This window comes from Lichenifustis flavocetrariae (assembly GCF_026130545.1).
GTDB lineage: Bacteria > Pseudomonadota > Alphaproteobacteria > Rhizobiales > Beijerinckiaceae > Lichenihabitans > Lichenihabitans flavocetrariae.
Map to the genome: position 1 here is coordinate 45,996 of NZ_JAMOIM010000028.1, position 15,191 is coordinate 61,186.

The window sequence follows — 15,191 nt, forward strand, 5'->3', positions numbered from 1 at the left end:
GTTGCGGGTTTAACCTCGACCAATCTCGTCCATGACCCCTCAGCGTGCCCTAAAGATCATCCCCCAGCCTCGACAAGATGCTCTTGATGTTGTGGGAGGTCATCCGTGATGATGAACCACCTCGCCTTGGAGCCGACGAAGATGTGAGCAGTTGGGCGGATACTTGGTTCGTCGATGAGCGTTCCCATTGCCACATGGACAAATGCGCCATCGCGAACAACCGCAAAGAGCAGTGAGCCACAGACCTTGCATCGCTCGTCATGCCAATCCGGAGTGCCGAAGATCAAGATATCGTCCTCTCCTGTTACGACGCGCAGTTTGGCGCGCTCGATCCCGGCAAGAGGCTTGAAAGCCGCGCCGGTTGCGCGGCGGCAGAGCGAGCAATGGCAATTTACGGCGTAAACGAACTCGTCCGTCACCTCGTAGGTGACTGCACCGCACTGGCATGATCCGATCAATGTGCGGTCCGGTTTCTCTGTGGCCAAGGACGAGGTTCCTTCTGCTGTCTTGAAGGTAATACCGATCGAGGACGATGTCTGGACCTTGGGCGAGGTGCCGCCTTCGGCATCAGGTGGAAGCACGTTTGCGGAGCCGCCACCCTTGGGTGATCATCGATAGCTGATGCTTCTCCCAAGTGGCCCTCGATTTTCGCCAGGCAACGGTTAGACGGGCTCCTGCCACGATGGCTGCGGTGCACGACCGCCGATAGTGGGCGGCTATGACGAGTCTTTTATGGCTTTGAGGCGCATGTTTTCGGCTTCGAGGGTGGCGATCCGCTCTTCCAGTCGGGCGATGGCTGATGCGACGTCGGCGGCATCGAACTTCTGTGGGATATGCTGGGGGCAATTGCTGTCCCATGCATCGACCTTGAACAGGATCGCCTGTTCGGCCCGCGCACGATAACCCGGTGGAATCAGTCGCGCCAGCAACTCCGGATCATCCGCCACGACCCGGGCTCGGCCCCAAAGTTTGATGCGCCGCCGGTGAGCGTAATCCATCAGGAACAGGAAGGCGCGGTCGTTCTCGGCTAGGTTGCCAGTTGTGATATACTGGCGATTTCCCGAGAAGTCGGCAAAGCCGATCGTATGCTCGTCAATTGGGCGAATGAAGCCACTCGGCCCGCCGCGATGCTGTGCATAGGGCTGGCCAGCCGCAGTCGCGGTTGCCAGATATGCGGTCTCGACCTGGGCGAGAAAACCCGTCAATGTCTCGTCGATGACGGTATGGAAACCGCCGTTCGATTCCAGTCGCGCGTAAGCGGATCGCGAGCCTCGGGCTGTCTGAATAGCCTTGACCGCCGGTGTGAAGGCGACGTCGCTGCTCACCGGCGTCATGACACAGCCCCAGCCAAAGCCAGCACCACCGCAAGGCCAACACTCAGTTGGCAGAAGCACCGAACCTCCTTCGTCGCACCTGTACCGAGGTAACTTGTTGTCATTGGAGCCTCCTGCCTTCGCAATCGTGCGCCTGGACCGCCGCCCGGATCGGACGAGGCGCCAGCGACCGATCAGCCTACGTGGTCGCCAAGAAATTGGCGGATCGTCGCACCGATCTCAGAAGCATGGGTTTCGAGCGCGAAGTGGCCCGTCTCGAAGAAACGAACGTCGGCCGAGGGAATGTCGCGCCTGAAGGCCTCCGCACCGGCCGGAACGAAAAACGGATCGTTCCTGCCCCAAACGGCGAGGAGGGGCGGCTGGTGTGCACGGAAATAGGCCTGGAAGATCCCGTAGGCCTCAAGGTTCGATGCATAGTCGAGTAACAGGTCGAGTTGAATGTCATCGTTACCGGGCCGCGCCAGATACGCATCGTCGAGGGTCCATCCATCGGGTGAGACCAGACTCGGATCAGCGACACCATGCGTGTATTGGAACAGCGTCGTCTCCGGGGTGAGCAGGGTTCGGAGGGCGTTACGATTCTCGTCCGTCGGTTCCTCCCAGTACGCCCGCATCGGATTGAATGCCGCCGAAATCCCGTCCAGATAAGCATTGCCGTTTTGGGTGATAATCGCGGTGATCCGCTCCGGATGCCTGGCCGCGATGCGCAAGCCGATCGGCGCCCCATAGTCGAAGATATAGAGCGCGAACGTCTTCAGCCCGGCAATTTCAGTGAAACGGTCGATGACTCCGGCAATAGTGTCAAACCTATAGGCGAATTGTTCGCGCGGCTTGATTTCGGTCTGGCCAAAGCCGGGCAAGTCCGGTGCGACAACATGATAGGTGCCGGCGAGTTCCGGAATCAGGTCACGAAACATGTGGCTGGATGTCGGAAACCCGTGCAGCAGCAGGATCGTCGGCCGGCTGCGGTCGCCCGCTTCGCGGTAGAACACTGCGGTGCCGTTGACATCAACGGTCTTGAAGTGTGTGCTCATGGTGAAAAATCCTGTTATTTTTAGTCGTGGCGAGGGGAAGCACTGGTGCTGCCAGGGCAGCCGGAAACTCTGTGATGCAGAAGTTTCCGCGCGACGTTCAGGCGGCGTTGCGGGCGTTCACCTTCGGGAAATCGATCTCGGTCTTCAGCGCTTCGTTCACCATGTTGGTGAACGTGTTCAGCGCGACATGCGCGATGATTTCGAGGATCTGAGCGTCGGTATAGCCTGCCTCACGGACCGCCAAGAGTTCGGTTTCCTGGATATGCCCACGTTCGCGTGTCAGCTGGGCGGCAAAATGGACAGCCGCATTGGCCTTTAGATCGTTTGATGCGCCGCTCCGGTTGGCGGTGATCTCGGCATCATTGAGATGCACCACGTTCTTGGCGAGATAGGTATGCGCCGACAAACAATAGTCGCAGCCATTCACCTCGGCGACGGCAAGCGCGATCCGCTCACGCGTTGCGGCGGGCAGGGCGCCCTTACCGAGGGCGCCGGACAGGCCGAGGTAGCCCTCGAGAGTCTGCGGGCTGGCGCCGATCAACCGGAACATATTGGGTACGACGCCGAGCTGCTTATGGACGGCCTCAAGCGGACCTCGCGACTTCTCGGGTGCATCGGTAATGGTGGCTGGGGTTGGAATGCGGGACATTGTGGCGCTCCTGCTTCTGTAATCCGGCCTGCATTGGCCGGTGACAGGAAAATGGACCCGACGCGATTCTTTCGCTATTCCGTCGTTCAAGGAACCACCCTTCCACATTCCGGTAGGGCCCGTGGATCGTTTCGAGGCGATGCGGACGTTGTTGGCGGCAGTGGATGGCGGCAGCCTCTCTGCGGCATCTCGCACGCTGCGCGTTCCGTTGGCGACGGTCAGCCGCCGGGTCTCCGATCTGGAGGTGAACCTGAAAACGCAGCTGCTGGTTCGATCCAGTCGGCGTTTGTCGCTGACCGAAGCCGGCCGCGCCTTCGTGGAAGCCGCCCGTCGGATCTTGGACGATCTCGACAATGCAGAACGTGCGGCGGGTGGTGAATACCGCAGTCCGCGCGGTCATCTGACCATCACCGCCCCGGTCATGTTCGGCCGGCTCCATGTCGAGCCCGTGGTGCTCGCTTTCCTGAAAGCCTATCCTGACATCACCGTCCGGCTGGCGCTAGCTGACCATCTGGTCAATCTTGTCGAGGATCATATCGATGTCGCAGTGCGGATCGGGAGGCTTTCCGACAGCAGTATGGTCGCTCAAAAGCTCGGTGAGATTGCTTGGGTCACCTGCGCAAGCCAGGGCTATCTCCGTGAACGTGGAACACCCGCGACGCCAGCCCAACTCAACCAGCATGATTGCATCGCGTTCGAGGGTCTTTATTCTTCGCTTCACTGGATTTTTGCAACGAGGGGTGCGCCCTTGTCGGTGCCGATCCGTCCGCGTCTGTCTGTCAACACCGCCGATGCCGCGATCAGTGCGGCAATTGCCGGCGCGGGGATCACCCGTGTTTTGTCCTATCAGGTCGCAGCGGCGATCGAGGCCGGGACACTGCAACTCGTCCTGCGCGAACTTACGCCAGAGCCGCTACCCGTCCATCTGGTCTATACCGCACAGGGGCTCCTACCGCTGAAGCTACGTGCGTTTCTTGATTTTGCAACGCCGTGGCTCAAGGCGACCCTGAGCATCTGAGGCTCGAACCGACACTCGCGACCACAACGTCAAAAACGTTCAGGACGTTTGCCGGGTCTGATTTTCAGTGCTCTGCCTCAATGACAAAAACAGCCTTGTCCAAGAGCTTCGCCAGTTCCTTTCGGGCCGTCCGGGCGTCAGCCTCCGTCTTGAAGCCGAATGTGAGCGGAAAACGAGAGCTTCCGTCTGCGCTCAGCGTGAAGCCATGCCCGTGTTGGTCGGTAGAATGCACCGATTGGATCTGCCCGAGTTTCCCGGTCATTGTCGTTTCCTCTATCCCATAGACTTGCACACAATGCGCGAACTGCGGGATGCCACAAGCTGTTTCGGTGATGCGGGGCATTCGGGCCGGTCTTCGCCTGATCAGTTCGCTAAGCTAGCACTTGGCGTTTCAGCATGCGTCCGGATTTACTCCTCGTCTTCATCCTTGTACTGCCTGATCACCGCCGCGAGTGGGACGGCGTGAACATGTTCAAGCTCCGCCATCGCGGCTTCCGTATCGGCGTCGACAATCACGGGAGCGGCGCTGTCGAAGAGTGGACAACATGGAAATTCGAAGCTCTGCCCGTCAGATTCATCGACCGCTCGGCAGACACGGCGTCGTTCATCATCCGGACCCGTTCGGGTTCGGTTGAGCAGCCGGTCAGCAGGGGTCACGGATAGCGGCACGCGCCTGTGCCTCCCCTCAGCTCTGGGCACGAGGATCGTGCAGAGCTGGGGCATGATGGCGAACCTTCATGTTCCGCGCGTGCGAGCTTGGCTCCGAACAGTTAAACTCTTCTGAGGAGAACACCGAGAAGAAACGGCAGATGAAACCATGATTGATGAGATGTGAATGGTTGCGGCCATCAACCACGCCTCCGGCGAAGGATCTCATCTCGAGCGGCCGCAACATGAATGCGGGATAGCGTAGGGGGACAGACCCTGTTCATGCCCGCAGTGTTACCGGTCGGATGAAGCCCGCACATGGGTGAACCGAACAAAGGACAACCGATGAAATCTTTCGCCCGACTTCTGCTCCCGGCTGCCGCGCTGCTCGGCCTCCTCTCCGATGCAAGCTCCGCATCGGCGCAAGGTTACTTCGACGACGGACCGCCGCCTCCTCATTTTCGTCATGGCTGGGACGGACCGCCGCCGTGGGAGCGGCGGCATCACCGCCATCACTGGCGGGACGACGGATTCGAGGGTGGCGATCCGAGGCGGACCGACTTCAATCGCGCGCCCAGAGGAAATGAGCGACGGTTTGGCGACGAGCGAGACAGGAATGGAGAACGCCGTGGTGGCGGTCAGGAGCGGGGACGAGACGGCGGACGTCCGCGCGGGAACGGCAATTTCGACGACGGAACCTGACAGATCAGGCCGCATAAGAAGTTCAGTATACTCCCATTCGCAAATGAGTGTTCTTACACGCTGAAACAATGGTCCGGACAGCGTTGCCCGGACCACATGATCTTTTTGGGGGTAGGCATTGTCCCCGCAGTCTAACAACTGTGGAAGGAAAAGTCGCAGAAGTTTACTTCAGCTCCGACCTTTGAAAAGAGTTATGCGCGCGGTTTAACCCAAGACGTTTCATGACTTTGTCGGAGGAAAGTCACGTGTTTTGGTTCGTCATGCGCTCTTTGGACGCACTTCCCTCCTCACCGACGTTTTTAGCGTCCTTAACCATCCACAGCTGATAGGCCGCGACGGCCATTCCGGACAAGAGCGTAAACAGGGTCAGCATTGCAAGCACAGTCGACTTTTCCATGAGGAACTCCATTCATCTTAAACTTGCTAATCAACCCCCTGATCACTCTGGCGGTTCCTTGGTCGATTACGGATCGTGAACGGTAAAGCCGGAAGCGATGGTGGCCGAGCATGCCGACGAAGCATCAGTCATTTTGGTCTTGACCGGCGCTGCAGAGGCCTGCGCCCCAGGGTTGCCTGAGACACCTCGGAAGCGGACGATCTCCGCCGGCTGAACCCGCGCGGAACGCAGTCTACTAATCCCGGCGCGTCGCAGGGACCGCTTGGTTCAGGCGTGAAACGTCGCTTCTAAGCCCGCTATCGCCCCGCGCTGGGTGGTAAAACGATCGTGCTCTCGCGCAAGCCGTGGATCCACCCATGGCCTTTCCGATGCCCGCGGCGCGTCCGAAAATGACGAACACACGTCCGAAAGCGTAAAGCACGTCCGGCCGCTTTGATGCGTATCTGCGAAGGGAGGAGCACAGAATGCCGCTCAGAATGAATCGGGACGTGTTTATCACCTGTGCGGTCACCGGCGCGGGCGACACCGTGTCCAAATCGAAACACGTTCCGGTCACACCGCAGCAGATTGCCGAATCCGCCATCGATGCAGCCAAGGCCGGCGCGGCGGTGGTTCATTGTCATGTCCGCGATCCCGAGACCGGCGCCGGCTGCCGTCGCAATGATCTCTACAGGGAGGTCACCGATCGCATTCGCGCTTCCGAGGTCGATGTCGTGCTCAATCTGACCGCCGGGATGGGTGGCGATCTTGTCTTCGGAGACGTTGAACGACCGCTTCCGCTCAAGGAAGGCGGCACCGACATGGTGGGCGCGACCGAGCGCGTGAGCCATGTCGCCGAATGCTTGCCGGAGATCTGCACACTCGATTGCGGCACGATGAACTTCAGCCTGGGCGATTACGTCATGACCAACACGCCAGGCATGCTGCGCGCCATGGCCAGGCTGATGACGGATCTCGGCGTTCGTCCCGAGATCGAGGCCTTCGACACCGGCCATCTATGGTTCGCGAAACAGCTCGCCGAAGAAGGGTTGATCGAAGACCCGGTCCTTATCCAACTCTGCATGGGCATTCCTTGGGGCGCGCCGGACGATCTCAACACCTTCATGGCCATGGTGAACAATCTGCCCGCGAGTTGGACGTTTTCGGCCTTCTCGATCGGCCGCAACGCGATGGCCTATCCGGCGGCGGCCGTACTCGCCGGTGGCAATGTCCGGGTCGGTCTCGAAGACAATCTCTATGTCGGTAAAGGCCAACTGGCCACGAACGCGCAGCTTGTCGAAAAGGCCGTGCAGGTTGTCGAAGGCATGGGCGGCCGCATCATCGGGCCGGCCGAGGTCCGCGAAAAACTGAAGCTCACCAAGCGCTGAGGATCACATCATGAGCCTCGTCAAGAAGGCCGCCTGCATCGGCGGCGGCGTCATTGGTGGCGCATGGGTCGCGCGGTTCGCCCTTGCGGGCATCGACGTGAAGATCTTCGATCCGCACCCGGAAAGCGAACGGATCATCAATGAAGTCATGGCCAATGCCGAGCGGGCCTATGCCATGCTGACGATGGCGCCGCTGCCCCCGAAGGGGATGCTGACCTTCTGCGGCAGCCTCGCCGAAGCGGTCGCTGACGCGGACTGGGTTCAGGAAAGCGTGCCCGAAAGGCTCGACCTGAAGCGTCGCATTCTCACGGAGATCGATGCCGCTGCACGGGCCGATGCCTTGATCGGTTCTTCGACCTCCGGGCTTCTGCCGACCGAGTTACAGGCCCAGATGAAACATCCCGGGCGGATGTTCGTCGCCCACCCCTACAATCCGGTTTATCTGCTGCCCCTCGTCGAACTGGTGGGCGGCAAGGCAACCTCTGCCGCCACGATCGAGCGCGCCCAGCGAGGAGCCGAACAGATCGGCATGAAAGGTGTGGTCATCGCCAAGGAGATCGAGGCCTTCGTGGGCGATCGCCTGCTTGAAGCCTTGTGGCGCGAGGCGCTCTGGCTCGTGCATGACAACATCTGCGACACCGAGACGCTCGATGACGTCATTCGCTATTCCTTCGGCCTGCGATGGGCCCAGATGGGCTTGTTCGAGACCTATCGCATCGCGGGGGGTGAAGCCGGCATGCGCCATTTCCTGGCGCAGTTCGGCCCGTGTCTCAAATGGCCATGGACGAAGCTCACGGACGTGGTCGATCTCGACGACGCGCTCGTCGAGAAAATCGGCACTCAATCCGATCGCCAGGCGGCGGGTCGTTCGATCCGGGAACTCGAACGCATTCGCGACGAAAACCTCGTCGGCATCATGCAGGCCCTGAAGGGCGGCAACGGCGGCAAGGGATGGGGCGCGGGCAAATTGCTGGCGGATTTCGAGACGAAACTCTGGGCGAACGCGGGCGGAGCCCAGCGGAGTCCTGATCTCTCGGCTCCGCTCAGGCTGGTGAACACGAAGGTCAGTGCCGCCTGGGTCGACTACAACGGGCACATGACCGAGCATCGTTATCTGCAGCTGTTCGGCGATACTTCCGATGCGCTTCTGCGCATGATCGGCGTCGACTTCACTTATGTCGAGGCCGGGCACAGCTATTACACGGTCGAAACCCATATTCGGCATCTCGGCGAAGCGAAGCTCGGACAGGAGCTCTTCACGACGGTTCAGATCATCGCGGTCGACGACATTCGCATTCGATATTTTACGAAGATCCACGATGCTGCGTCGGGGAAAGTCCTGGCGACGGCCGAGCAACTCATGCTGCATGTCGACTCGAACGCCGGCAAATCCGTCGCCGCGCCCGCAGCAGTCCGATCAAAGCTCGCGGGACTCGCGGACGCGCATGCCAAGCTCGAGCAACCCGACGGTCTCGGTCGCCATGTCGGACAGAAAAGATAGGTGCCATCCCGAAGGGAACGGTGCCAGGATCGATTGATCCCTCGGGGCCGTCTCTTCAGCTTGCGCCGCCTCCAAACAAAGCCTCCAAGAGATGCTCGGGCTTGAACGGCTTCTGGACATGTTTGATGTCTGAAAAGCGGGCCGGTATCACATGTCTGTCATAGCCGGTGACGAAGACGAACATGACGCCGCGGTCCACAAGGGCATCGGCGACCGGATAGACGGGACCATATTCCCCAAGGTTGATGTCGAGAACAGCCGCATCAATCCGCGCATTGGTAGAGATCAAGTCGAGCGCTCCTTCAATGGTTGGAACAGGCCCGAGAAGGTCGGCACCCAGGTCGGTAAAGATGCGGCCGGTCTCCTTGGCAAGAAAGTAATCGTCTTCGACGACTAAAACGCGCCGGCCGGCCAGATGAGGCGAGGAATGTGTCACAAGACGTCCTAATCTGTGCGGCCGCCAAGAGGTAGATCGATCGAACATCGCACGACGTCGTCGCCAAGTTCGAAACTTGTCCTTGCGCCGAGTGCGTAGGGTAGAGCACGCTCAATCAGCTCACGTCCATATCCCCCTTCTCGGAGGGCATCGACGCTCTCACGCGGCTGAACGATACCGTGTTCGACCCAATGCAGTTGCAGTCGTCGCCCACTTACCGGATCTTCATATGTCGTCCAGCTGACGGTAAGCCGCCCGTGGTCTGTGGCGAGTGCTCCATATTTGGTGGCATTGGTGGCCAACTCGTGCAGGCCGAGAGCCAATGTCTGAACATTCGCGTTCCGTAGTTGGACTTCGGGTCCCTGCAACTTGATCCTGTGCTCCTGCATTGCAGGGGTCCCCAACGCCTCCAACTCCGTGCGGACAAGCGTGGCGATCGTGATCCGCTCCTGCTCTGAGTGGGACAGAAGCCCTTGAACACGAGCCAGGGCCTCAAGACGGTTGTTGAACTTCAGGCGAAATGTCTCAAGGTCCGAGGTCGTATCCATCGTATGCTTCGCAACCGAGCGCACCACCGCGATCAGGTTGCGGGTGCGGTGCTGCAACTCGGCCACCATAACGGCCTGGCTTTCCTGCATGGTGCGTAGATCGTCGACATCGGTCGAGGTGCCCAGCCACTCGATAATACGGTTGCCGGGGTCGCGAAGCGGCGTGGCTCGTGCCTGGAACCACCGATAGCACCCGCGCTTGTGCCACAGGATGCGGCATTCGGCTTCGAAGAGGCCGAGACGTTCCGCGCTTTTCCAAGCCTCCATCACCTGGGGGCGATCATCCAGATGAATAGAGGCGAGCCAACCTAAGCCCAAGCTCTCATGCTCTGACAAGCCAGTATAGGCCGTCCACTGCGGGCTTGCCCAGGTCCAATGTCCGACATCCACCGCACGCCACACGAGTTGAGGCACACCCTCGATGAGGATGCGCTGGCGTTCCTCGCTGTCGCGGACGGCGAGCTCGGTGCGACGGTGTTGCGTGATGTCTGCCGCCGTGCCGAACCATTCTTGGATCCGGCCCCGATCATCGAGGAGCGGAACGGCTCGCGAATGCGTCCAACCGAGCGTTCCATCCGCGAGCCGGACCTGGTGCTCCAGGTCGAACACGCCCTTTTTCTGGATCGCCTCCCGGATGATCGCGGTGACGCGGAGCTGGTCAACCGCAGGAATATAATGTTCGAGCCAATTCCGATCCGGGCTACCGGTATCACGTAGGACACCTCCACCGGACAATTCCCGCATCTCGGTCCAATCCGGGCTCATGCGGTACATGATCTGGGAGCTCGCCTCGACAAGCGCCCGAAGCCGCGCTTCGGAAGCGATCATCTTCCCTTCAGCCTCACGCCGTTGCGTGATGTCGACGAAGGTCAGCACAGTTCCGTCGACGCGGCCCTCGAGAGTGCGATAGGGCCGCAGTCGCATGATGTACCAGCGGCCGTCGTGGCTGCGGACCTCACGCTCGATCAGCCTCGCCTCTCCTATCACGTCGCGAACATCGGCTTCGATCGCGTCATAATCGAGCTGATGCGTGAAGTGATTGATGGCCCTGCCAACGTCGTTTGCCGTGACATTGAAGAGGTCGGCGATGGGCGCGGTGAACATCTTGATTCGAAGACGACCGTCAAGAAAGAGCGTGCCGATCTCGGTGGCGGCGGTAAGGTTCTGAAGATCGCTATGTGCGACCGAGATACTTTCGAGCTTGCTCTTTAGCTCGGCATTGACGGTCTGGAGTTCCTCGTTGATCGACTGTAGTTCTTCCTTGGAGGTTTCGAGTTCCTCGGCGGTCGAACGATACTCTTCGTTGATCGACTGAAGTTCCTCGTTGGCGGCACGGAGCTCCTGCACGGACCCTTCGTGACTGCTCCGGCTCTCGATCAGGGCTTCATGCGAGGCTTTCAGCTCCGCATGAAGATGCCTCACCTCATCCGGCCGGTCTCCGGCCGGTGCTGTGTCCACTTGTGGCAAGGGGCCGCCGTCGAGAAAAAGAACCAGCGCCTGCGCGGTTCTGCGGCCATCGGATGAAGGCGTCACATAGAGGGCTATGCGCCGCCACTCGCCCTCAAAGTTCACCGACGCGGAATGTGTCAAGGTTGCAAGCTTATGATCGAAGGCACGAAGCAACGCGAGCCTAAGATCGAGCCGCAATTCCGGGCGAACGATGCTCGATAGTTTGTTGGAAAATGCCCCGGCGGAGTGAAGGATGAACCGGCCGGCTTTTGGTGACAAATGAACGATCTCTTGGCGATCGTCGACGAGTGCGCTTGGCGGCGCCGTGCTCTCGAGTGCCGCCGCGTGGAATGAAGCTGCCAGGGTCCCGGCGTCGAGCCGGGCGACTTGGCCCGTGGCAAGCTGCGCGAACCTGTCGGTTGGTGGCAGGTTCGGGAGGAGCGGAAGAGATTGCAACGCCTGTGCGCGAGCCTGATAGACCCGGGCTTCGCGGTCGATCGGGACGAAGAGGTCAGGGAGACTATCCGCGGTTTCCGCGGTGCCGAGGAACAGGAAGCGATTTGGTTTCAGGCCATAATGGAAGATCGCACAGATCTGCTGTTGCAGAGAACGCTCGATATAGATCAACAGGTTACGACACGTCACAAGATCGAGCCGTGAGAAGGGCGGGTCTTTGAGCACGCTGTGCGAGGCGAATAACACCAGATCGCGAACCTCCCTGCGGATCCGGTAATGCGTGCCTTCGTCGACAAAGAAGCGGCTGAGCCGTTCATCCGATACGTCAGCCTCGATCGAGCGCGGATAGCGACCCTCCCGCGCCGTGGCAAGCGCGCCTTCGTCCAGGTCGCTCGCGAAGATCTGAATCAGCACATGCGTCTTACGTCGTGCCGCTTCTTCGAGCATGAGAATCGCGATGCTGTAGGCTTCTTCGCCTGAGGCGCAACCCACAACCCATGCGCGGATCCCCGTCTCGTCGAGAGTGTCGAACAACGGCGCGATGGCACGCTGTTCCAACGCCTCGAACGCCTGATAATCGCGAAAGAACATCGTGACCGAGATCAGCAGGTCTGAGAAAAGCTCCTTTGCCTCCTCAGGTGTGGCCCGGAGGTGGGCATCATATTCGGTCAGCGTGTCGAACCGGCAGACCTGCATCCTCCGCAGGACGCGCCGCATCACCGTTGCACGTTTGTAATTGGAGAAGTCGTGACCCGTGCGCGTGCGCAGAAATGCGACGATCCGCCGAAGATCATTCGCGGCCCCGTCCATGTCGAGCGACCGCACCGCTTCCTTGCTGTGCGCGACCTCTGCCAGGCGCTCGACTAGCCTGACGATCGGGCCGATGAAATCCGCGGCGCCGGTTGCAATCGCATTCTGCGGCATCATCGGGAAGCCGGCCTCGGCCGGTTCCTGGACCATGATAACCCCGCCGGCTTCCTTGACCGACCGGACCCCGACCGAACCGTCCGATCCCGCGCCACTCAGGATGACGGCGACGCCATCGCCTCGGGCCGAGGCGATCGAGCGGAAGAACATGTCGATCGGAGCACGCCGACCGCGTGGCTCGGTGAACGTTCGAGCCGTGACGCTGTCTCCGTCGATGACCAACTCGCGGTCGGGCGGAATGACATAGACGCAGTTGGGCCGGAGGTGAGAGTCGCTCTCCACCTGATGGACCGGCATTTTCGTGCAAGCCGACAGGATGGTGTGCAGCGCGCTTGGCTGGTCTGGGGCGAGATGCAAGATGACCACATAGGCGATCCCGAGATCATCCGGCACCTGGCGGAAAAAGCTCTGAAGTGCCGTGACGCCGCCCGCCGATGCGCCGATCGCGCAGATCGGAGTGTGGTTTTGCGGGGGGGCTGTCTCGATGCGGGGTTCTTGGGTCACCCGCTCAATCTAACGGACCCTCCCTCGGAGGTCTCCTCAAACCATCATCGACTTGGAAGACTGAGTTGCCGGTGCGACGAGCGAACAAGCCGCTTCGTCGCGGGTTGTCGCAGGCAACAGAGGAGCAAACGACGATGGAACCCATGAAGCCAATGAAACCCATGGAGCCGATGAAACCCATGCAGCCGATGCAGCCGATGGCCAAGACCAGCCCATGGTGGCCGCGGGACCTTGGCGAGCCTTCGAGCACAGGAGGTCAGAACGATCTCTCTTATGCTTTTTTCCCCGACAAGCATCGACTGCTCGTCCGGGAGAATGGAACGACGACGACATATGATACCGGCGATCACCAGATCAGCGGTGTGTCACAGCAACAAAGCGGCTCTCGTTCCCTGAGCTTCACCAGTCAGAACGGCACCGTTAACCTCGACGAGCTGAAGCGGCTCTGAGCACGAGGGTAGCCGAGGCGGCGGCTGGACCCGTATCCCGTCAAGTACCGGGGCGGCGGGCGAATTGCCAACAAATGGGGTTCACCGCCTCTTCGGCACAGCGAGCGGCCGAGACCGCGATCTCCCCGCCTGGTCTCGAGCTGTTTGGAGAGAGATCACCTTGCGACCCGGCGCTTTTCCTGCGCAGTTTGCACGGTGGATCCGACGACGGAGAACAACAACGTGGCTTTCACTTGCACGGTTCCGGCTCGCCCCACGGTTCAGGTGGATGACGAGCGCGTGAGGATCACCCGGTGGGACTTCGAGCCCGGAGCCAACACAGGCTGGCATGAACACGGCATGCCCTATTGCGTCGTCATGGTGCTCGGCGGAACTCTGGCGATCCATAACGGCGAAGCGGTTACTCACGTGACCCTGGCTGCGGGGGATTCGTACACCCGCCCCAAGGGCATTACGCATGACGTGATGAATGCCTCGGAGCACCCAATTGCCTTCGTCGAGGTGGAGATGAAGCGGTAGGGGCGCCGACACGAAAACGCTTGCTATCACCACCGCCACCTTCCACGGCGACCGGAACTATACTGTCACCCACTGTCGCCTAGAAAGAAACAAGGCAAACCTTTGATCCGGTTGGTATGCAGCCTATGTTCCTTGCCAAGGCGGAGCGCTCGCGCCCGATCCGACGACGATCCTCTTCCTCGATCGTCGGTACGCGCAACATCGAGCATACCCGTGGCTCACCACGTATCCACGCCATGAGCGTGCGGACCAGCGTATCACCATCGATCCTGTCTGTCTTTGCCCGCCAGTGCCGTCGCGATACCGCAATGGACGCTGCATCGATCACATGGCTGGTGATGCCGACTTCCGAGGCAAGCGCGCGATGGATCCAGAAGCCATCGAGCCCCGCTTCCTGGATGACGATCACCGGGTAGCGCGCACTCTCGCGGGCCTGCGCTTTGTCACGCAATCCCTCCAGACACGCCAGCATCGCCAGCAGATCGCCGCCCGGAACCCTTTGACGGGACATCTTCTCGCTGCCCGGTAACAATGAGGTCAACAGCCATGTCGATTTCGACAATTCCAGTGAAACAAAGATCGCGCCGAGATCAACGCGGAAAGCGGCAGGCGAGACAGGAGCTGCTGACACGGAAGATCCTTTTAGACCCGTTGGTGGTGAAACAACTCTGGTATTTCCCAGAACGCAGTCCAACGATCATCATGGGATCTTTTTCCTTGGGACAGCCTGACGGCCGCATGATCGCAAAGGTGGACAAGCGCATCGTCGGCAACGGGCTAGGCGCATATCCCATCCTGATACGCTGTGACTGCTTTGCTCGCCTGGAAGTGTCGCATGCGGTCAGAACAGCCAGTTCCGCCAGTGCCCATGGCCTCGGACCTGACGGACGTTATCTTCGCCCAGATACAGCAACATCTTGAATGCCATGACTTCGAACAGGGGAGGCAATTCCTCCTTCGGGTGCTGCTGCATCCGCTGCCGGACGGCGCCCGGCCTGCTACGCTCGGGGCGGTCGAGCAACGGCTGAGTGATCGTGACGCCCTCATGCGGGAGATCGAAGCCATCACGCCGGAGACGGGAGCGGCCCATCATCGCCTCGGCATGCGGGTGCAATACAGCCTGACCAATTACAGGCTGTCCGACGTGATGACCGGGATGGTGGCCCAAGCCGTCGCTGTAGTAGTTTGTACTTGACCGGACAGACAGCGTCTGGATGTGGTCGGTTTGCACTGCCTGCTGTAATCAGGCGGCG

Annotated in this window: 15 protein-coding genes and 1 pseudogene; 6 read left to right on the plus strand and 10 right to left on the minus strand. The window is 60.3% G+C overall.

Annotation, left to right across the window (positions count from 1 at the left end; genetic code table 11):
- Nucleotides 1–56: 56 nt before the first annotated feature.
- The 4 genes from M8523_RS26820 to M8523_RS26835 all read right to left on the minus strand — a co-directional run bounded on the left by M8523_RS26820 (nt 57) and on the right by M8523_RS26835 (nt 3,017).
- Nucleotides 57–485 carry a GFA family protein gene (locus M8523_RS26820; RefSeq protein ID WP_282587969.1) on the minus strand — a complete coding sequence of 143 codons (429 nt, stop codon included), beginning with the start codon at nt 483–485 and terminating at the stop codon, nt 57–59.
- A 231-nt stretch (nt 486–716) separates the two neighbouring features.
- Nucleotides 717–1,334 carry a pyridoxamine 5'-phosphate oxidase family protein gene (locus M8523_RS26825; protein WP_282587953.1) on the minus strand — a complete coding sequence of 206 codons (618 nt, stop codon included), beginning with the start codon at nt 1,332–1,334 and terminating at the stop codon, nt 717–719.
- A gap of 173 nt (nt 1,335–1,507) precedes the next feature.
- Nucleotides 1,508–2,368: an alpha/beta fold hydrolase gene (locus tag M8523_RS26830; RefSeq protein WP_282587954.1), complete on the minus strand. Its 861-nt coding sequence runs from the start codon at nt 2,366–2,368 to the stop codon at nt 1,508–1,510.
- A 97-nt stretch (nt 2,369–2,465) separates the two neighbouring features.
- Entirely contained in the window at nt 2,466–3,017 is a 552-nt protein-coding gene (locus M8523_RS26835; protein ID WP_282587955.1) for a carboxymuconolactone decarboxylase family protein, read from the minus strand.
- Between the two features lie 121 nt (nt 3,018–3,138).
- On the opposite strand from M8523_RS26835, the gene M8523_RS26840 reads away from it, so the two are divergent.
- Nucleotides 3,139–4,035, plus strand: coding sequence for a LysR family transcriptional regulator (locus tag M8523_RS26840; protein WP_282587956.1), 897 nt, complete (start codon nt 3,139–3,141; stop codon nt 4,033–4,035).
- 64 nt (nt 4,036–4,099) lie between these two features.
- Here the strand turns inward: M8523_RS26840 and M8523_RS26845 are convergent, their stop codons facing one another.
- From M8523_RS26845 to M8523_RS26855, 3 genes are all read right to left on the minus strand, one after another.
- Nucleotides 4,100–4,378, minus strand: a complete 279-nt coding sequence (locus M8523_RS26845; protein WP_282587957.1) for a hypothetical protein — start codon at nt 4,376–4,378, stop codon at nt 4,100–4,102.
- Between the two features lie 65 nt (nt 4,379–4,443).
- Entirely contained in the window at nt 4,444–4,758 is a 315-nt protein-coding gene (locus tag M8523_RS26850) for a hypothetical protein (RefSeq protein ID WP_282587958.1), read from the minus strand.
- Between the two features lie 868 nt (nt 4,759–5,626).
- Nucleotides 5,627–5,782, minus strand: a complete 156-nt coding sequence (locus tag M8523_RS26855; RefSeq protein ID WP_282587959.1) for a hypothetical protein — start codon at nt 5,780–5,782, stop codon at nt 5,627–5,629.
- Between the two features lie 464 nt (nt 5,783–6,246).
- Here M8523_RS26855 and bcoG point away from each other — a divergent pair, with 464 nt between their 5' ends.
- Both bcoG and M8523_RS26865 read left to right on the plus strand, forming a co-directional pair.
- The gene (gene bcoG, locus M8523_RS26860; protein WP_282587960.1) at nt 6,247–7,149 is read left to right on the plus strand and encodes a 3-dehydrocarnitine:acetyl-CoA trimethylamine transferase BcoG; all 903 of its coding nucleotides are present in this window, start codon (nt 6,247–6,249) and stop codon (nt 7,147–7,149) included.
- A 10-nt stretch (nt 7,150–7,159) separates the two neighbouring features.
- Entirely contained in the window at nt 7,160–8,650 is a 1,491-nt protein-coding gene (locus tag M8523_RS26865; RefSeq protein WP_282587961.1) for a carnitine 3-dehydrogenase, read from the plus strand.
- A 55-nt stretch (nt 8,651–8,705) separates the two neighbouring features.
- Here the strand turns inward: M8523_RS26865 and M8523_RS26870 are convergent, their stop codons facing one another.
- Nucleotides 8,706–9,086, minus strand: a complete 381-nt coding sequence (locus M8523_RS26870) for a response regulator (protein WP_282587962.1) — start codon at nt 9,084–9,086, stop codon at nt 8,706–8,708.
- Between the two features lie 8 nt (nt 9,087–9,094).
- Nucleotides 9,095–12,970, minus strand: a complete 3,876-nt coding sequence (locus tag M8523_RS26875; RefSeq protein WP_282587963.1) for a chemotaxis protein CheB — start codon at nt 12,968–12,970, stop codon at nt 9,095–9,097.
- A gap of 134 nt (nt 12,971–13,104) precedes the next feature.
- Here M8523_RS26875 and M8523_RS26880 point away from each other — a divergent pair, with 134 nt between their 5' ends.
- The gene (locus M8523_RS26880) at nt 13,105–13,419 is read left to right on the plus strand and encodes a hypothetical protein (RefSeq protein WP_282587964.1); all 315 of its coding nucleotides are present in this window, start codon (nt 13,105–13,107) and stop codon (nt 13,417–13,419) included.
- 222 nt (nt 13,420–13,641) lie between these two features.
- Entirely contained in the window at nt 13,642–13,938 is a 297-nt protein-coding gene (locus M8523_RS26885; protein ID WP_282587965.1) for a cupin domain-containing protein, read from the plus strand.
- Nucleotides 13,939–14,033: 95 nt separating this feature from the next.
- Here M8523_RS26885 and M8523_RS26890 read toward each other — a convergent pair.
- Nucleotides 14,034–14,569: pseudogene (locus M8523_RS26890) on the minus strand (transposase); the annotation flags it as partial.
- A 204-nt stretch (nt 14,570–14,773) separates the two neighbouring features.
- Between M8523_RS26890 and M8523_RS26895 the strand changes: the two are divergent.
- Nucleotides 14,774–15,133: a hypothetical protein gene (locus M8523_RS26895; protein ID WP_282587966.1), complete on the plus strand. Its 360-nt coding sequence runs from the start codon at nt 14,774–14,776 to the stop codon at nt 15,131–15,133.
- The last annotated feature ends 58 nt before the right edge of the window (nt 15,134–15,191 follow it).